We start from the raw sequence: 19,728 nt of genomic DNA, 5'->3' as shown, positions 1-19,728 counted from the left end.
TTATTTTTATTATATACTATTATTGTTAATTTTTCAACAAAATTATTTTTCTTAAATCCTCAATATAAGGTAGTTTCAGCGCAGAGCAAAGCAGTAAATAGGCAAGAATTCCCGTAAAAATTGATAAAAAAATATTTATCCACATATTAACATTAATTGTCAACAATTTACTGTGGATAATTATAACAATTATTCCCATAATTGTTGATGCTGTTATCGGTTTTATAAACCAATTTAAATAGTCTATTCTTAATCCTGTCATTTTTATGAGCTCAAACATATTTAGCATTAAAATAAGAGCATCGGCAAATATAAAGCTGTATATATATCCAAAAAGTCTAAGTTGTGGCATAGCGGTTAAGTAATACATACCTATAATACAGACTCCTAGCCATATTATGGAATTCTTTAAAACTACAGTTTGTTTTCCTAATCCATGGAGAATACTCGCTACTACTGCTTCTAGAAAGGCGAAAATACTTCCCATGGAAATCACTCTCACAAAAGCCCCTACTCCTGGGGAAGAAGGATACAAAAGCTGAGAAATTTGCTCAGGAAGAGCTAAAAATAAAATTATAGCAGGAAAAGCTACTAAAGTAGTATAGCCAATTGCTTGGTTAATCCTAAGTCTTACTGTATCCCACTTTTTTAGAGCAGCTGCTTCAGAAACTGCAGGAAGTACAGTAGTGGAAAGACTTGAAGTTATAACTGCTGGCATGTATGCAAGAGGCACTGCCATACCTAACATTTTGCCAAATTCAGACATCGCTTCACTGTGAGTGAGACCTGAGACAACAAGTCTTGAAGGAATTATTAAAGATTCCGCTAAATCCAACACATTTACAATTAATTTTGAAAAAGTTATAGGTATGGAAGTAACCACTATCGTTTTTACTATAGAAAAAGTATCCCATTCCTTTCCATCATAAGGCATTTCTTTGTTTATAATTTTTACTTCCCTTTTGTAAAAAAGTATGTACATAAGAAAACTGACAATTTCACCTACAGATATGCCAAATATAGCTATCGCTACTAAATATTCAAGTTTAGCTCCTGTAAAAAGCTGTATTAAATATAAAGTTGTTGATACCCGTACTATTTGTTCAACAATTTCTGAAACTGAAGCAGGTATCATATTTATAACTCCTTGAAAAAATCCCTTAAACACTGATGAAGAAGCAACAATGATAAGCACCGGTGCAAAAATGAGAATTGATAAAAGTGCTCTTGGTTCGTGAAGTAACTTTTCAGCTACGTACTTAGTATTAAAAAATAGCAACGAAGAAATAGTAAAAGCAATTATCAATACTATCAAAAAAGTAATTTTTAAAATTTTAAACATATTTTTTTTGTTTCCTTTTGCTCTTTCTTCTGAAATAAAGCGAGAAGTGACAGCCATCGTACCAGAGGTTAAAAAAGTTATTGAAACAAAATATATAGGAAGAACTAATTGATAAATACCCGTACCTTCCGGGCCTAACATATTTGATAAAATTATTCTAAAGATAAATCCAATGCCTCTGTCTATAATATTGGCAATAGTTAATATAAAAGCACCGCGAATAAAAGACCTATTGTGCATAAACAACACCTCACAATAGTTTATTCGCAGTGCTTTTTATATATGAAAAAAACCGGCAGTATGCCGGCAGTAAAGGGGGATTAGGGGGAGAAATTTTTAAGTACATAAAATTGAGGGGGTTAAGATTTACACATTCCTAAGGCTTCCTCTCACCTATTGGCAGAGGTGATAAACTCACATTACCTCTCTTCCGACAAATATTATGCATCATTTGATGAAAAATGTCAAGATTTGATTTAAATATTTTTTTACATGAAATTTTTCCTGCAGTTTTGTAAAATTATTAATCACTGCAAATAAATAAAACTGCAGTAAACCTTTTTCGTAAGTTTTAAAAGAATATTTATAAATAAATCCCCGCCATTTTTTCCAAATATTTTTTAATCCTTCAAAAAATTTTTTAACCATTTGAGTTTAAATATTTTAAAACTGTAGAGACGTGTACAGCAAGGCCAATTTTAATACACTCCTCATCGATATTAAATTGGTTGTTATGTATAGGTTTATCTATTCCTTTTTCTTTATTGCCACACCCTAATTTATAAAAACTGCCAGGGACTTTTTGCAAGAAATAAGCGAAATCTTCTACTCCCATTGTTGGTGCCACTTCTATTACATTACTTTCCCCTAGCAAAGGAAAAGCAGTTTCTTTTATGAGGTCTGTCATACCTTTGTGATTTACAAGGCAAGGATACCCTATCGTTCTTTTAAATTCTACTTCTCCTCCCATAGCTTTTGCTGTGTTATCGCAAATCTTCTCCACCATCTCAACTATCTCGTCTCTTTTTTCTTCTTCCATCATTCTTATAATTCCAGACATCCTCACTTTGTTCGCTATTATATTTCGTGCATATCCTCCTTCAATAGTCCCAATAGTTAGCACTAGAGGGCTTAATGGATTAGCTTTTCTGCTAACAACAGTTTGGAGCATATTTACAATATTAGCAGCAATCACTATGGAATCCACCGATTTATGAGGCTCAGCCCCATGACTGCTTTTGCCTTTTACAATTATGTCAAACATATCTGATGAAGCATAGGCTTTTCCATAGGTTATCCCTATTTGCCCAACTTGAAGTTCTGGGTCTACATGTAGTCCTATTATAGCATCAACTTTAGGATTTTCTAAAACCCCTTCTTCAATCAACGGAAGAGCTCCCCCCGTTGTTTCTTCCGCTGGTTGAAATATAAACTTAACATTTCCCTTTAACTTATCTCTCATATTTGCCAAAAGTTTAGCAGTACCAAGAAGTATAGCTGTATGAACATCATGCCCACAAGCATGCATTCTTCCTGGAATCTGCGATGCATATTCTACATCATTTTCTTCTTGAATTGGAAGAGCGTCCATATCTGCTCTTATAGCTATCGTTTTGCTTCCATTGCCTTTAAGGGTACCCACAACGCCAGTTTTAGCAATTCTCTTTACTTCAATCCCTAAATTTTTTAAATAATCATAAACAATTTCAGAAGTTTTTGTTTCTTCAAAACCTAATTCAGGGTACATGTGTATTTTTCGCCTTAATTCTATTACTTCTTTTTCTACTTTTTCAGCTTCTTTGAGAATATCCATCCTAAATCCCACCTGTTTTTTAATATTTTTCTATGTCTACATGCAAAACATTCTCAATTTTCTCGCCTAATAGCATTTCTGCCGTTTTGATAAAATTATCTTTATCTCCACTTACAAAAAATTCCGCCTTACCCCTGATTTGAGGATTTAATAAATCTTTCTTTAATAAATAATCTTTCACATCATAGGCTAATTTAATTGCAGGGTCTACTATTTTTACATTTTCCCCCATTATCTCTTCTATAACTGAAGCCATTAAAGGATAATGGGTACAACCTAAAACAAGAGTATCTATATCTTTTTCTTTCAATTCTTTTAAACACTTGCTAGCAGTTTCATAGGCTATTGGCGAATTATATAGCCCTTTTTCAATAAGTGGGACAAACTCAGGACATGCCTTTTGGTAAACTTCAATATTTTTATCAATAATTTTTATATTCTTTTCATAGCTTTTGCTTTCAACAGTTCTTGTAGTTGCAATAACACCTATTTTTTTATTTATAGTGTATAGGGCAGCGCTCTCTGCCCCTGCTTTTAAAACATCAAAAAGAACTACATCATATTCGCTTTTATTTATAACTGCACAAGTAGTATTACAAGCTATTACTACAGCTTTTACTTTTTGCTCTCTCATAAAATTTAAAATCTGTTTTGCAAATTTTTTTATCTCTTCTTCACTTCTATCGCCATAGGGAACTCTTTTTGTATCACCAAAGTAAATATAATCTTCTCCAGGTAAAACCTCAACAAGTCTTTTTAGTACTGTAAGTCCTCCCACTCCGGAGTCAAAAATGCCTATTGGTCGTAAGTCCATTTCATCACATCCTAATAAAAATTTAAGTCAATTAATTATATACACCATGGTAGTTATTTATATCATAATTCATTACTTATTTTCTGTACAAAATTGAAAAATAATCTTTTTTTCCAGTCATTTCACAAAGAAGTGACAAAGTTTTGTCTTGATTGTACACATACTCCCCTCATTTTAAAAATTATAAGACACACGTTAGAAGATATTATACCATAATTTTAGCCAATTAAAAATGCCAGGTTTACACCTGGCTTACCAAAGCAATATCTTTTCTATAGTACATCCCTTCAAAGCTTATTTTTTCAATTTCTCTATAAACTTTCTCTCTCGCTTCTTCATATGAATCCCCTATTGTGGTAACAGCAAGCACTCTTCCTCCTGATGTGACAATTTTACCATCTTTTAATGCCGTTCCTGCGTGGTATACAAAGGCTTCTTTTACTTTCTCTAACCCTGTTATCTCAAAACCAGTCTGATATTCCCCTGGGTAACCGTTTGATACCGCAACGGCACATACAGCCTTTTTGTCTTCCCATTCAATTTGTATTTTATCAAGTTTTCCTTCTATGGTAGCTTCTATTATATTAATAAGGTCTGTTTTTAAAAGGGGCAGTACAACTTGTGTTTCAGGGTCTCCAAATCTTGCATTAAATTCTAAAACCTTAGGCCCTTCTTTTGTAAGCATTAAACCTGCGTATAACACTCCTTTATATACAATGCCTTCTTTTTGAAGTGCCTTTACCACTGGTTTTAAAATACTTTCCATCACTTCTTTTAAAGTTTCTTTTTCAAGATAAGGATTTGGTGCAATGCTTCCCATACCTCCAGTGTTAGGACCTTTGTCTCCTTCATAGACCTTTTTGTAATCCATAGCAGAAACCATAGGTAAAATATTTTCTCCATCTGTAAATGCGAATACTGACGCTTCTTTTCCAAAAAGCATCTCTTCTATTATTACGATATCTCCTGATGCACCAAAAATCCTTTTTTTCATCATTAAATCAAGAGCTTCTTTTGCCTCTATAAAGTCTTTTACAATAAACACTCCTTTACCTTGTGCCAGTCCATCTGCTTTCATCACAACAGGATACCATGTCTCTTTTAAAAACTTCATAGCCTCCTGATACTTGTCAAAGGCTTTAAACCTTCCAGTAGGAATATTGTATTTAGAAAGAAGATGTTTAGTAAAATATTTGCTTCCCTCAATAGCCGCAGCATTTTTATTAGGCCCAAAGATTTTAAGCCCTGCTTTTTCAAATTCATCCACAATACCTTGTACCAATGGCATCTCAGGTCCTACAACTGTTAAATCAATGTTATTTTTTATGGCAAATTCTTTAAGCTTTTCAATATCTCCAATTTTTATGTCAACACATTCTGCTAAAAGCCCTATGCCAGCATTACCAGGAGCACAGTAGATTTTATCCACTTTAGGACTTTGTGAAAGTTTGTGAACAATTGCATGTTCTCTTCCCCCTCCCCCTATGACTAAAACCTTCATACAAATTCCTCCTCAATGTTTAAAATGCCTTATGCCTGTGAATATCATTGATACGCCGCCTTTATCTGCAGCTTCAATTGATAAAGCATCGTTTTGTGAGCCGCCTGGTTGGATTATGGCAGTTATACCGCCTTTTACAGCTGCTTCCACAACATCTGGAAATGGGAAAAAGGCATCTGATGCAAGGACACTTCCTTTTGCTTTGCTACCTGCTTGTTTGATTGCTTGCTCTGTTGGCCATATTCTGTTGACTTGTCCAACGCCAATACCTACTGTAGCTCCATCTTTTGCTAAAACAATCGCATTAGATTTTACGTGCTTTACTACCTTCCAGGCAAACCTTAAATCTTCCATCTCTTTTTGCGTAGGTGCTTTTTTAGTAACTACTTTCAAATTATTCTCATCTAAATCTATTTCATCTTTTTCTTGTACTAAAAGTCCGCCTTCTACTTTCTTTAAATCATATTCTTTTTCATATCCTTCTTTTAACCTCAATATCCTTAAGTTTTTCTTTTTCTTTAAAATCTCAAAGGCCTCTTCTTCAAAGTCTGGAGCAATTACTATTTCTAAGAATATTTTTATAAGTTCTTCAGCTGTTTTAACATCTACAGTTCTATTTAATGCTACAATTCCCCCAAAAATAGAAACAGGGTCACTCTCATAAGCTTTTAAGTAAGCATTGTATATATTATCTGCAATAGCTACTCCACAAGGATTTGTGTGCTTTACGGCAACTGCTGCAGGCTCTTTAAACTCTCTTAAAAGTTCTATTGCGGCATTTGCATCGTTTATATTGTTAAAAGAGAGCTCTTTACCGTGCAGCTGCTCACATTCTGCAATGCCATAGGCTTTTATGGGATTTTTGTAAAAAGCCGCCTTTTGATGAGGATTTTCACCATATCTCATGTCTTGAGCTTTTTCATAGGCAAAGGCCATAACTTCGGGAAACTCTATGTTATTTTTTTGTATCAAATAATTGTATATCAAAGAATCGTAAAGGGCTGTATGGCCAAAAGCTTTTGCTGCCAGATAAAATCTCGTCTCTTCTTTTGTATTGCCATATTGTTTTATTTCTTCAATGACTGTATCATAATCCTTTGGATCTACAAGAATAGTTACATATTTGTAGTTTTTAGCTGCAGCCCTTATCATTGAAGGACCGCCAATGTCTATATTTTCTATCGCTTCTTCTAAAGTCACATTTTCTTTGAGGATTGTTTCTTTAAAAGGATATAAATTTATGACAACTATATCTATTGGTTCAATGCCATGTTCTTTAAGAGCTTTAATGTGCTCTTCATTGTCTCTTATTGCAAGAAGCCCTCCATGAATTTTAGGGTGAAGCGTCTTTACTCTCCCGTCCATAATTTCAGGGAAACCTGTTATGTCTGATACCTTTACTACATTTACTCTATTTTCTTTAAGAAGATTATAAGTCCCACCTGTTGATATTATTTCATATCCTAATTCATTAAGCTTTTTGGCAAATTCAACTATGCCTTCTTTTTTTGAAACACTTATTAACGCTTTTTTGGCCATAGAATTGCCTCCTTTTTACAGTTTTATAATCCCTTTTAAAACTTTAATATTTTCACTTTTCTACCTTCGACTTTTAACTTCCCCTCTGTAAAAAGCTTAACTGCATAAGGTAAAACTTTGTGTTCTACTTCCAGTACTTTTTTTGCAATGGCCTCTGGCGTATCCTCTTCATCAATTTTCACAACTTCTTGAAGAATAATAGGTCCGGTATCAGCACCACTGTCCACAAAGTGAACAGTACAGCCGGTGTATTTTACTCCGTATTCATAGACCGCCTGATGTACCTTCATTCCATAAAATCCTTTGCCACAAAAGGCAGGGATAAGTGAGGGATGTATATTTATTATCTTGTTTTCAAATCTTTCTACAATTTCTCCACTGAGAATTGTCAAAAAACCTGCAAGAATTATTCCATCCGGATTCAATTTTTCAAGAAGTTTTAATAACTCTCTTTGGAAATTTTCTTTCAATTCTTTTTTGGGAAGGCAGTAAGTAGCAATTCCGTGTTTTTTTGCCCTTTCAAGAGCATAAGCTCCTTTTTTATCGCTAATGACGGCAATTATCCTGGCATTTATATATCCTTCTTCAATGGCATCAATTATTGACTGCAAATCAGTCCCGTTACCTGATGCCATCACCACAAGGTTCATAAAATTACACCGCCTTCGCTTTCTACTATCTCCCCTATTACATAAGCTTTTTCACCTATGCCATTTAATTTTTCTAAAGCCTTATCTACATCAGAAGGGTCTACTATAACTACCATGCCAATCCCCATATTAAAAGTGCGATACATTTCTCTTTCTTCAATATCTCCCAATCTTTGAATCAAGTTAAAAATGGTTGGAATTTTCCAACTTCCTTTATTTATTTTTGCAGCTATACTTTTTCTTAGTATTCTTGGAATATTGTCAATAAAACCTCCTCCGGTAATATGAGCCATTCCTTTAATTTTTAACTCTTTTAAAGCCTCTATTGACTTGACATATATTTTTGTAGGGGTAAGGAGTGCATCTCCTAAATTCATGCCAAGCTCTGGTATAAAGTCTTTTACTGAAAAATTGTTTTTCTCAAAAAAGACTTTCCTCACTAAAGAATAGCCATTGCTGTGAATTCCAGAAGAGGCAAGCCCAATTATGGCATCTCCTTTTTTTATTGATTTTGTATCAATCAGCTCTTCTTTTTCTACAATTCCTACACAAAAGCCTGCTAAATCATACTCTCCTTCTTTATAAAAACCTGGAAGTTCTGCTGTTTCTCCTCCTATCAAAGCACACCCGGCTATTTTACAACCCTCTGCTATTCCTTTGATTACTTCTACTGCAGTCTCACTTTTTAACTTTCCTGTAGCAAAATAGTCAAGAAAAAACAAAGGCTTAGCCCCAGTTACAATAACGTCATTTACACACATAGCTACAAGGTCTATCCCTACAGTATCGTGTTTGTCCATCATAAAGGCTATTTTAAGTTTTGTCCCAACTCCATCAGTGCTGGATATAAGCACAGGATTTTTATAATTTTTTATCTCGAAAAGCCCCGCAAATCCCCCAATGCCTTCTAAAACATTGGCTGTCAAAGTCGTTTTTGCAATAGGTTTTATCATTTTCACCAGTTTATTGCCTTCATCTATATTTACCCCAGCATCTTTATAATTCATAATTATACACCTACTTTTTATTTTTTCTCAAAAAGATACTTACTCCCTTCTTTTGGAACATACATAGGATAGTCGTCATCAAAGCAACCTGTGCAAATAGATTTAAACCCTACACTTTTTATAAGCCCTTCAATGCTTAAAAACTGTAAGCTGTCAGCCCCTATTACTTTGCATATCTCTTCAACAGACATCCTCGCCGCTATCAATTCTTTTTTTGTCGGGGTATCAATTCCAAAGTAGCAGGAATATTTAACAGGAGGTGAACTTATCCTCACATGAACCTCTTTTGCTCCCCCATTTTTTAATAGATTCACCAATCTCTTCATAGTAGTACCTCTAACAATTGAATCATCTATTAAAACTATCCTTTTGCCTTGTATCAATTCTTTTAAAACATTTAACTTTATTCTCACCCCTGTCTCTCTATCCCTTTGGTCAGGAGCAATAAAAGTTCTTCCAATGTATTTATTTTTTATAAGTCCTTCCCCCATTGGTATACCTGTTTTGAGAGAATAACCTCTTGCAGCAGCAACACCTGAATCTGGAACTGGTACTACCAAGTCTGCATCTACAGGTGCTTCTTCAGCTAATCTTTTCCCCATCTCTAATCGTGTAAAATAAACACTTTTTTCATCTATGACACTGTCAGGTCTAGCAAAATAGATATATTCAAAAACACAAGGCATCTTTTTTTCTTCTACTTCTAACTTAACAGAATCTATTCCTTTTCCATCAATTATAACTATTTCTCCTGCTTCTACATCTCGTATCAACTCTGCTCCTATTACGTCAAAGGCACAAGACTCAGAAGATAAGAAATAAGTGTCATCTTTTTTACCTATACAAAGAGGCCTTATACTGTTTACATCTCTTATCCCTATTAATTTATTGGCTGCTAAAATCACCAAAGCATATGAACCTTTTATTTGTTTTATTGTTTCCTTGAGGGCTTCTATTAAGCCCTTTTGGAAATTTTTTGCAATTAAATGAAGAATTATTTCGCTATCTGTTGTAGTTTGAAATATTCTACCGTCCTCCTCCAATTGCCCCCTTAACTCTTTTGCGTTTATCAAATTGCCATTATGGGCAAGAGCCATATATTCATTTTTAAAATTAGCAACGAGGGGTTGAGCATTTATAATGTCATTGCTGCCTGTAGTAGAATACCTTACATGGCCTATCCCCATTTTTCCCTCTAATGTCTTTAAATTTTCCTTATTAAAGACCTCGCTGACAAGTCCCAACCCCTTAATACAATTTATTTTTTCGCCATCATAAATAGCTATACCTGAACTTTCCTGCCCTCTGTGCTGCAAGGCTTGTAAGCCATAATAGATATAAGAAGTAACTGAAGTGGACAAACTAAAGGCACCAAAAACACCACATTCCTCTTTTAATTTCTCTCCATTTCCCATTTTATTCTCCCTCTCCAGCTTTCCTCTAAGACTTCTAAAGGAAGGTCTATTATTTTTTTACCATTTACCTCAATTGCAATCTTTTTGCCTTCTACAACTCCTACCTTTTGAGCTGGAACTTGGTATTCATAAGCTATTTTTAATACTTCCTCTACTTTTTCAGGACTTACAGTAATTAATGCTCTTGGTGGAGATTCAGAGAACAACTCTACATCCTCTCTAAGAGAAGTTTGTAGCGAAATTTTTGCACCTTTTTTGCCTGAAATTGCACTTTCAACCAAAGCAGCCGCAAAACCGCCCTCTGATATGTCATGAGAAGAATTAATTAAACCTTCCTCTATAAGTTTTAACACCAATTCTTGCAATCTTTTTTCCTCTTCCAAGTCTATTTGAGGTGGTTGCCCTTTTACCATTCCAAAGCAAACTTTAAGATACTCACTTCCTCCAATCTCTCCTTTATTCTCACCTAAAATTATAATTACATCTCTTTCTTTTTTAAAGTCCATTGTACAAATTTTTGATACATCCTCTATAAGGCCTGCCATTCCTATTACAGGAGTAGGATAAATGGCTCCTTCCTCATTTTCATTGTAAAGACTGACATTTCCGCTTACCACAGGGATTTGAAGTGTTTCACAGGCTTTAGCTATTCCAAATATAGAATTTTTTAACTGCCAATATATTTCTTTCTTTTCCGGATTGCCAAAATTCAAACAATCCGTAACCCCTATAGGCTTAGCACCAACCATGCAAAGATTTCGAGCTGCCTCTGCTACAGCAATTTGAGAACCTATATAGGGATCTAAATAACAATATCTACCATTGCAATCCGTTGTCAATGCAATAGCTTTTTTTGTACCTTTTATCCTCACAACAGCTGCATCCATTCCTGGAGTTATTGCTGTGTCTGTCCTCACCATATAATCATATTGACTGTATATCCATTCTTTACTTGCAACGTTTAAAGAAGAAATTACATCTTTTAGAGCTTTATTCATATCCTCCGGAGGTTTTACTTCATTTATATTCAACTTATTGACATCTTCTTGCCATTTAGGCACTTCTTCTTCTCTAATATATTGTGGAGCATCCTCTGCTAAAGACTTAGCTGGAACTTCCGCAACTATTTTTCCCTCTTTAATCACTCTTATCATTCCATCATCAGTGATTTTCCCTATTGTGGCGGCATTCAGTCCCCATTTTTTAAATACCTTTTGTACATCTTCTTCCTTACCTTTCTCTACAACAACCAACATCCTCTCTTGAGATTCAGAAAGCATTATTTCATAAGGTGTCATTCCCTTTTCTCTCAAAGGCACTTTATCAAGGTCAATTTCCATCCCAACTCCACCGCGGGAAGCCATCTCGCAAGAAGAAGAGGTAAGACCTGCCGCTCCCATATCTTGTATAGCAACTACGGCATCTGTTTCAAAAAGTTCTAAACATGCTTCCAAAAGCAGTTTTTCCATAAAAGGGTCGCCAACCTGAACAGAAGGTCTTTTTTCTTCTGATTCCTCGCTTAATTCCTGAGAAGCAAAACTTGCACCTCCAATACCGTCTCTCCCCGTAGTAGCACCTACTATCATAACAGGGTTACCTATACCTTTTGCTATCCCTTTTTTTATCTTGTCTTTTTCTACTATTCCTACACACATCGCATTTACTAAAGGATTTCCTTTGTAACTTTCTTCAAAATAGGTATCCCCACCTACTGTAGGAATTCCTATGCAATTTCCATAATCCGCTATACCGGCTACTACGTTTTCGATGAGATATTTAGTCCTTTTATCATCAGGAATTCCAAATCTCAAAGAATCTAAAAGAGCAATTGGCCTTGCCCCCATTGTGAATATATCTCTTATTATTCCCCCGACACCTGTGGCTGCTCCTTGATAGGGTTCAATCGCAGAAGGGTGGTTATGGCTTTCTATCTTCATCACAACTGCCAAATTATCTCCAATATCCAATACTCCTGCATTTTCTCCCGGTCCTTGTATTACTCTTTCACCTTTTGTAGGTAGATATTTTAAAAGAGGTTTAGAATTTTTATAGGCACAATGTTCAGACCACATAACACTATACATACCTATTTCAGTTATATTAGGCTCTCTTCCTAATATCGAAATAATCTTCTCATACTCCTCATCAGTAAGTCCTAATTCTCTCCATATTTTATCCATCCTTAAACCCCGCCTTTTACAAAATTATCCATTATTGACCCTAAGATATAAAGCCCGTCAGTATTACCCAGCAAGGGGGCATAAGCTCTCTCTGGATGAGGCATCATTCCTAAAACATTTCCTTTTTTATTTATAACTCCGGCTATTCTCTCAACAGAGCCGTTGATATTTTCTTTGTACCTAAAAACAATTTGATTGTTTTCTTTTAGTTCTTTTAAAGTTTTGTCATCTACATAATAATTGCCTTCTCCATGAGCAATTGGAAGTAAAATCTCCTGCCCTTTTTTAAGCCTTGTAGTAAAAGGAGTTTTGTCATTTTCAACTATTATGCTGACAGTATTGCAAATAAATTTCAGACCTTCATTTTTTCTCAAAGCTCCCGGCAAAAGCCCTGCTTCTGTAAGTATCTGAAATCCGTTGCATATGCCTATAATAAATTTTCCTTTTTCTGCTTCTTCCCTGACAGCCTCCATGACAGGCGAAAACCTAGCAATAGCTCCTGCCCTCAAATAATCACCATAAGAAAATCCTCCTGGTAACATTATAACATCGTACTTACTCAAATTTTTTTCTTGATGCCATACATATTCTACTTCTTCCCCAAGCCCATCTTTAACAGCATAATAGCAGTCCACATCGCAATTGGACCCTGGAAAAACTATAACAGCAAATTTCATCTTTATCCCTCCACAATTTCAAAGGTGTAATCTTCAATAATTGGGTTTGTCAGTATCCTTTTGCACATCTCATCTACTTTGTCCTTTAGGAGGGATAAATCGCCATCCTCAAAAGTTAATTCTATATATTTCCCAACCCGTACCTCTTTTACTTCTTCGTATCCTAATGAGTACAAAGCTCCCTTTACTGCTTTTCCTTGTGGGTCAAGTATTCCTTTTTTTAAAGTTATATAGACTTTTGCAATTAGCACTTTACATACCTCCAAGTCTTTTTAAAATTTCTAAATATGCTTCTTCTACTTTGCCCAAATCTTTTCTAAATCTATCTTTATCAAGTTTTTCCATAGTGTTTTTGTCCCAAAATCTGCAAGTATCAGGAGAAATTTCATCAGCTAATAATATTCCTTCACTACTTTTCCCAAATTCTAATTTAAAATCTACCAAAATAATGTCTTTAGATAAAAAATATTCTGACAAAATTTCGTTGACTTTAAACGTCATTCCTGTCATAATTTCAATCTCTTCTTTGGTGGCTAATTCGAGAGCTTGTATGTGATATTCATTAATCATTGGGTCTTTCAATTCGTCATTTTTATAGGAGAATTCTAACACAGGCGTTTTAAACTTTAGTCCTTCTTCAAGGCCTAATCTTTTACAAATACTTCCTGCTGCGTAATTTCTCACGATAACTTCTAAAGGAAAAATCTCAACTTTTTTAACCAACATTTCTCTATCACTAAGTCTTTTCACATAATGAGTGGGTACATTATTTTTATCTAATAATGCAAATAAAATTGCAGAAACTTTGTTATTTACTATACCTTTTTCGGCAATTGTGCCTTTCTTTAAGCCATTAAAAGCAGTTGCATCATCTTTGTATTCGATGATATACAAATTCTCTTCATCTGTCTTATAAACTTTTTTGGCTTTTCCTTCATAAAGCAATTCTCTTTTTTCCATATTTATCTCCTCCAATCTCTTAATTGTTTAACACTTCTTCAGCCATTTTCTCCCTATAATCAGCTAAGGTCTTCTTTAAATAAGTATATTTCAAAGAGAGAATATGACAAGCTAAAAGTGCTGCATTTTCTGCTCCATCTATAGCCACTGTTGCAACAGGAATACCTTTAGGCATTTGGACTATTGACAAAAGGGAATCAAGTCCATCTAAAGTAGAAGATTTTATAGGAAGGCCAATAACAGGCAAGAGTGTATAAGAAGCAATAACACCAGGCAGATGAGCAGCTTTTCCAGCACCTGCAATGATTATATCATAATATTTATCTGCATTCACAGCAAACTCTTGTGTCTCAAAGGGAGTTCTATGGGCAGACAGCACTTTAACATCATAGGGAATTTCAAGTTCTTCAAGAATTTTTGTACATCTTTCAACTACAGGCAAATCAGATTTACTTCCAACAACTATAGCCACCTTAGGCATTTTTATACCCCCTTTTCTTTTAAGACCCCAATTAGATAAGTACTAATTGGGGTCTTATTTTCACTCTGATAAAGTTATAAATCTCAATATGAATAAAATTGCAAGAAAATAAACCATTGGATGAATTTCTTTTGCTTTTCCTGAAGCAATTTTTACAATAGGATATGCAATAAGACCTGCAGCAATACCATTGGCAATGCTAAAAGTGAAAGGCATAGCAATTATAGTAAGAAAAGCTGGCATAGCCTCTGTAAAATCTTCAAAATTTATCTTCTTAATAGAACCCATCATCAAAACTCCAACAATAATAAGAGCAGGAGCAGTTGCCTCTGTAGGAACAAGTAAAGCTATTGGTGAGAAAAACAATGCTACCAAGAACAAAATACCTGTCACAAAAGCAGTAAGTCCCGTTCTACCACCTTCTGCAATACCTGCAGCACTCTCAACGTAAGTAGTCACAGTAGAAGTTCCTAAAAGTGACCCTATCGTGGTGGCAATAGCATCCGACATTAGTCCTTTTTTCATATTAGGCATTTTGCCATTTTCATCTAACATTCCTGCTTTTGATCCTGTTCCTATAAAGGTCCCTATGGTATCAAATAAATCTACAAAAGCAAACGACAACACTACATATAGCACACTTGTAACTAAAGAAATAAAGCCAATATTCTCACCAATTCCCAAAAGCCCTTTTATATCAAGTTTAAGAAATGTTGGTGCAAGACTTGGTGGCATTTTAATTACACTAAAATCAGAAGGTAATTTCACTATTCCAGTAAAAAGTCCCAATACTGTAGTAATTAATATTCCAAGAAGTATAGATCCTTTGATATTTCTCGACATTAATATGGCTGTTATAAAAAGACCCGCAATGGCAAGAAGTGTCCCAGGATTAGTCAAATCACCAAATCCAATGTAAGTTGCTTGATTTGCCACGATTATACCAGCATTTTTAAGTCCAATAAAAGCTATAAATAAACCTATTCCTCCACTTACTGCATATTTTAAAGACATAGGTATAGCATCAACAATCATTTCCCGTATTCCAAACAAAGTAATCAAAATAAATATAATTCCTGAAAAGAAAACTGCAGCCAAAGCCTGTTGCCAGGTATAACCCATTGTCAAAACAACAGTATAGGTAAAAAAAGCGTTAAGTCCCATACCTGGAGCCTGTGCAAATGGGTAATTAGCATAAAAAGCCATCATGAAAGTTCCAATAGCTGCTGAAAGACAAGTAGCTACAAATACCGCTCCTGCGTCCATCCCTGCTTCTTTTAGTATAATGGGATTCACAAACATAATATAAGCCATTGTTATAAATGTGGTAATCCCAGCTAATATCTCTGTTTTTACATTGGTATTATAGTTTTCTAATCTCCATATCCTATTTGCTAGATTTTCTAAAGAATTTTTGTTCCTCACTTTACTCACCTTTTCCATCATAATCCTCCTGTTCTATATTATTTTGCAACTTCTACAAGAATTTAAAACAAATAAGCCCGCAAAGAATAGATTTCACAAATTAAACACGAGTGAAACCTATCCTCCCGGGCTTTTGTCCCTAAGGTGTGGTATATAAAATATACCTGTACCGCTCGGTCCGAACACCTATAAATAGGCTGGAACCCTAGGTACACTTTCACTCATAGTCGAACAATTTACGGTTGTTCGGTAGAGACTCTCGAGCCATATTCTCGAGATTATATGAGTGCTTTTTATTCAATTGTCACACTTATATCTTATCAACTTTTTTAATATTAGTCAACCTTATTTGCGAATTTTTTTATAAAAAACTAAAATAATGTTCGGATTTTTATTCCCATTCTATGGTAGCAGGAGGTTTAGAAGTAATGTCGTAAAGCACTCGATTTACTCCTGGAACTTCATTAGTAATGCTAGTAGATATACTTTCTAAAATTTCATAAGGAAGCTTTGTCCAATCCGCCGTCATCCCGTCGTAGCTATCTACTACCCTCAAAATTATCGCATAAGCGTATGTCCTTTCATCACCCATAACACCAACGCTCTTTATTCCAGGCAATACAGCAAATGACTGCCACACTTTATTATACCATCCAAATTTTTTCATCTCTCTTAGAACTATGCTGTCAGCTTGTCTCAAAATTTCTAACTTTTCTTCTGTAACTTCTCCAAGAATTCTGACTGCAAGGCCTGGTCCAGGGAAAGGCTGCCTATACAATATTTCCTCAGGGATTCCTAATTCTTTACCTACTTGCCTTACTTCGTCTTTAAAAAGCATCCTCAAAGGTTCAATAAGTTCAAAACCTATATCTTCAGGCAAACCTCCAACATTGTGGTGACTTTTAATAGTAGAAGACACGCCATTGCCACTTTCTATTACATCAGGATACAAAGTACCCTGCACCAAAAATTTCACATCTCCTATCTTTAAAGCTTCTTCTTTAAAAACTTCTATAAAAACATTACCAATAATTTTTCTCTTTTCTTCTGGATCCGTAACTCCCTTAAGTCGTGACAAAAATCTATCCTTTGCATCTACCCGGATTATGTTCATGTCATAATTTTTTCTAAAAGTTTCAATAACCATATCTCCTTCGTTTTTCCTTAAAAGCCCTGTATCAACAAAAATGCACACCAATTGGTCGTGAATGGCTCTGTCTACTAAAACAGCAGCCACTGAAGAATCTACACCACCAGACAGAGCACATACAGCTTTGTGTTTTCCTACTTTCGCTTTTATTTCCTTTACTGTCTGCTCAATCAAAGAATCCATTGTCCAATCTGCCGCGCAATCACATACTTCAAAAAGGAAATTTCTTATAATCTCTGTTCCTCTATGAGTGTGTGAAACTTCAGGATGGAATTGAACCGCATACAATTTCTTTTCTACATTCGCAATCGCTGCGATAGGACAATTGTCAGTAGAGGCTACTACCTTAAAATCTGGAGGAGGAAGTTCTATGTGGTCAGTATGGCTCATCCAAACAACAGTGTCTCTTTCTATCCCTTTAAACAAAGGAATAGTATTATTTAAGACAATTTCTGTCTTGCCATATTCCTTCACAGGTGCTGGCGCAACTTTTCCGCCTAAAAGCTCTGTCATAAGTTGTGCACCATAACATATACCTAATACAGGATAGCCTAACTCAAAAATTTCCTTATCGCATTTAGGAGCATTTTTTGCATATACACTGGCAGGTCCTCCAGAAAGCACAATTCCCTTTGGCTCTTTTTTTCGTATCTCCTCTGGAGAAATATTGTAAGGAACAATCTCGCAAAAGACATTTGCTTCTCTTATTCTTCTCGCAATTAATTGTGTGTATTGGCCTCCAAAGTCTAAAACTAACACTACTTCCCGTTTAATCCCCATTAAAATCCTCCTCTTATCTCAAATTATAATTAGGAGCTTCCTTTGTAATAATTATATCATGAGGATGACTTTCAGTTAATCCTGCCTGCGTTATTTTTATAAATTTTGTTTTTGTCCTAAGTTCTTCAATATTGCGAACACCACAATATCCCATTCCTGCTCTTAAACCACCAACTAATTGATACACTGTCTCTTTTAAAGGTCCTTTATAAGGTACCCTTCCTTCTACCCCTTCTGGTACAAACTTTGTGACATCTTCTTGGAAATACCTATCTGAGCTTCCTTCTTTCATTGCTCCTAAAGAACCCATGCCTCTATAGACCTTATAGCTTCTTCCTTGATATATCTCTATTTCTCCGGGACTTTCTTCTGTTCCTGCAAAAAGGCTTCCCAGCATAACTACAGAAGCTCCCGCCGCAATGGCTTTTACGATGTCCCCCGAATACTTAATCCCTCCATCTGCAATTATAGGTATCCCATACTTGTCCGCTTCTTGAGCACAATCGTAAATAGCAGTAATTTGAGGAACTCCTACTCCAGCGATCACTCTCGTAGTACAGATTGACCCTGGGCCAATACCAACTTTTACACAATCTGCCCCTCTCTCTATTAAGTCTCTTGTGGCTTCAGCCGTAGCTACATTTCCTGCTATCAGCTGCAGGTCTGGATATTTTTCTTTTATCTTAGAGACAGCCTCCAAAACTCCTTTAGAATGACCGTGAGCTGTATCTATCACGATAGCGTCTACACCTGCTTCTACTAATGCTTTGACTCTATCCATCATGTCTTTCCCAACACCGACAGCAGCAGCCACTAAAAGTCTTCCCTTGCTGTCCTTTGCCGCATTAGGAAACTCAACTGCTTTTTCTATATCTTTTATGGTTATGAGCCCTTTTAAAACGTTGTTTTCATCTACTAACGGCAATTTTTCTATTTTATGTTTTTTTAGTATCTGTCTTGCTTCCTCTAAAGTGGTTCCAGGAGGAGCAGTTACCAAATTGTCTTTTGTCATAACTTCTCTTATAGGTTTATCCAAATCATCTTCAAATCTTATATCGCGATTAGTGATTATTCCTACAAGTTTCGAATCAACAGTGATAGGTACTCCAGATATTTTATACCTTGCCATAAGTTCAGCTGCATCTTTAATAGTATGGTCAGGAGTAAGAGAGAAAGGGTCCGTTATGACACCATGCTCTGACCTTTTGACTTTGTCAACTTCTAAAGCTTGTCTTTCAATAGACATGTTTTTGTGAATTACACCTATGCCGCCTTCCCTTGCTATAGCAATCGCAAGTTTGGATTCTGTAACAGTGTCCATTCCAGCACTCATTAAAGGAATGTTTAAAGTAATTTTTTTAGTAAGCTTTGTCTTTAAATCTACATCCTTAGGAAGCACATCGGATTTAGCAGGAATTAAAAGAACATCGTCAAAAGTTAAACCTTCTTTAACAAACTTTTCCTCCATACTTACATCTCCCTTTTTAGTTTTATTATAACATATTATTAGCAAAATCTTTTTGAACGTCATACAATTTACACAATTAACTTATAGTCCTTTATAAATTAAAAGCCTGAGGGCAGAATTTCCTCAGGCCAAAAAGGCAACAACAAATTCCACCCATAGTAAAGCAGTTTACGGCTGCTTTGTAGAAACTCCCGTGCCATATTCACGGGATTATATGAGTTCCTCTAATAAAACTATTAACTTGTTAATGAATAAGTTATTATTCAATATATCAAATTTACATGTCTATGTCAACAGTACAAAAACTGCAAAACCTAATCTTTCATATAAAGTAAAAAAGGATTCCAACTATAAAATAGTCAGAATCCTGCCTATTACTAATTTCTATGGCAATGGTGCGCCCGAGAGGACTCGAACCTCCGGCACGCAGTTTAGGAAACTGCTGCTCTATCCTGCTGAGCTACGGGCGCCTAAAAATGTTACATGAGTATTTTATCAGACAATTTAAAAGCTGTCAAGGCCAAAA

16 protein-coding genes, 1 tRNA gene and 2 riboswitches are annotated in these 19,728 nt (G+C 35.3%); all 17 genes read right to left on the bottom strand.

Annotation, left to right across the window (positions count from 1 at the left end; genetic code table 11):
• Window positions 1-25: 25 nt before the first annotated feature.
• Entirely contained in the window at window positions 26-1,582 is a 1,557-nt protein-coding gene (spoVB, locus tag TETH514_RS02655; RefSeq protein ID WP_003866799.1) for a stage V sporulation protein B, read from the bottom strand.
• Between the two features lie 400 nt (window positions 1,583-1,982).
• Window positions 1,983-3,155, bottom strand: coding sequence for a M20 family metallopeptidase (locus tag TETH514_RS02650; RefSeq protein ID WP_009051711.1), 1,173 nt, complete (start codon window positions 3,153-3,155; stop codon window positions 1,983-1,985).
• Window positions 3,156-3,174: 19 nt separating this feature from the next.
• Complete coding sequence (gene murI, locus TETH514_RS02645) at window positions 3,175-3,969, bottom strand: glutamate racemase (protein WP_009051712.1); 795 nt, start codon at window positions 3,967-3,969, stop codon at window positions 3,175-3,177.
• Between the two features lie 241 nt (window positions 3,970-4,210).
• Window positions 4,211-5,470, bottom strand: coding sequence for a phosphoribosylamine--glycine ligase (gene purD / locus TETH514_RS02640; RefSeq protein ID WP_003866803.1), 1,260 nt, complete (start codon window positions 5,468-5,470; stop codon window positions 4,211-4,213).
• Window positions 5,471-5,482: 12 nt separating this feature from the next.
• A complete protein-coding gene (purH, locus tag TETH514_RS02635; RefSeq protein WP_009051713.1) occupies window positions 5,483-7,009 on the bottom strand; it encodes a bifunctional phosphoribosylaminoimidazolecarboxamide formyltransferase/IMP cyclohydrolase in 1,527 nt (508 codons plus the stop codon).
• Window positions 7,010-7,044: 35 nt separating this feature from the next.
• The gene (gene purN / locus TETH514_RS02630; protein WP_003866805.1) at window positions 7,045-7,659 is read right to left on the bottom strand and encodes a phosphoribosylglycinamide formyltransferase; all 615 of its coding nucleotides are present in this window, start codon (window positions 7,657-7,659) and stop codon (window positions 7,045-7,047) included.
• Window positions 7,656-8,666, bottom strand: coding sequence for a phosphoribosylformylglycinamidine cyclo-ligase (purM, locus tag TETH514_RS02625; RefSeq protein ID WP_009051714.1), 1,011 nt, complete (start codon window positions 8,664-8,666; stop codon window positions 7,656-7,658). Before purM ends, purN begins: the two co-directional genes overlap by 4 nt.
• Before the next feature lie 17 nt (window positions 8,667-8,683).
• Window positions 8,684-10,081 (bottom strand): amidophosphoribosyltransferase, encoded by a 1,398-nt coding sequence (purF, locus tag TETH514_RS02620; RefSeq protein WP_009051715.1) that lies wholly within the window; start codon window positions 10,079-10,081, stop codon window positions 8,684-8,686.
• On the bottom strand, window positions 10,060-12,261 hold the full coding sequence (gene purL / locus TETH514_RS02615; protein WP_009051716.1) for a phosphoribosylformylglycinamidine synthase subunit PurL: 2,202 nt from the start codon (window positions 12,259-12,261) through the stop codon (window positions 10,060-10,062). The genes purF and purL overlap by 22 nt, the downstream gene beginning before the upstream one ends.
• Window positions 12,262-12,263: 2 nt before the next feature.
• Window positions 12,264-12,938, bottom strand: a complete 675-nt coding sequence (gene purQ, locus TETH514_RS02610; protein WP_003866809.1) for a phosphoribosylformylglycinamidine synthase subunit PurQ — start codon at window positions 12,936-12,938, stop codon at window positions 12,264-12,266.
• A 2-nt stretch (window positions 12,939-12,940) separates the two neighbouring features.
• Window positions 12,941-13,189 (bottom strand): phosphoribosylformylglycinamidine synthase subunit PurS, encoded by a 249-nt coding sequence (purS, locus tag TETH514_RS02605; protein ID WP_003866810.1) that lies wholly within the window; start codon window positions 13,187-13,189, stop codon window positions 12,941-12,943.
• Between the two features lies 1 nt (window position 13,190).
• Complete coding sequence (gene purC, locus TETH514_RS02600; protein ID WP_003866811.1) at window positions 13,191-13,898, bottom strand: phosphoribosylaminoimidazolesuccinocarboxamide synthase; 708 nt, start codon at window positions 13,896-13,898, stop codon at window positions 13,191-13,193.
• A gap of 19 nt (window positions 13,899-13,917) precedes the next feature.
• Complete coding sequence (gene purE / locus TETH514_RS02595) at window positions 13,918-14,379, bottom strand: 5-(carboxyamino)imidazole ribonucleotide mutase (RefSeq protein WP_009051717.1); 462 nt, start codon at window positions 14,377-14,379, stop codon at window positions 13,918-13,920.
• Between the two features lie 60 nt (window positions 14,380-14,439).
• On the bottom strand, window positions 14,440-15,822 hold the full coding sequence (locus tag TETH514_RS02590; RefSeq protein ID WP_003866813.1) for an NCS2 family permease: 1,383 nt from the start codon (window positions 15,820-15,822) through the stop codon (window positions 14,440-14,442).
• Between the two features lie 186 nt (window positions 15,823-16,008).
• A riboswitch (purine riboswitch) is annotated at window positions 16,009-16,110 on the bottom strand.
• Between the two features lie 85 nt (window positions 16,111-16,195).
• Window positions 16,196-17,734 carry a glutamine-hydrolyzing GMP synthase gene (gene guaA / locus TETH514_RS02585; protein WP_003866814.1) on the bottom strand — a complete coding sequence of 513 codons (1,539 nt, stop codon included), beginning with the start codon at window positions 17,732-17,734 and terminating at the stop codon, window positions 16,196-16,198.
• A gap of 13 nt (window positions 17,735-17,747) precedes the next feature.
• Entirely contained in the window at window positions 17,748-19,202 is a 1,455-nt protein-coding gene (gene guaB, locus TETH514_RS02580; protein WP_003866815.1) for an IMP dehydrogenase, read from the bottom strand.
• A gap of 136 nt (window positions 19,203-19,338) precedes the next feature.
• A riboswitch (purine riboswitch) is annotated at window positions 19,339-19,440 on the bottom strand.
• Window positions 19,441-19,595: 155 nt separating this feature from the next.
• Window positions 19,596-19,672, bottom strand: a tRNA-Arg gene (locus TETH514_RS02575).
• Window positions 19,673-19,728: the final 56 nt, after the last annotated feature.

This window comes from Thermoanaerobacter sp. X514 (assembly GCF_000019065.1).
GTDB lineage: Bacteria > Bacillota > Thermoanaerobacteria > Thermoanaerobacterales > Thermoanaerobacteraceae > Thermoanaerobacter > Thermoanaerobacter pseudethanolicus.
The sequence above is the reverse complement of the archived record's forward strand: the minus strand, read 5'-3'. Positions and strand labels throughout refer to the sequence as shown.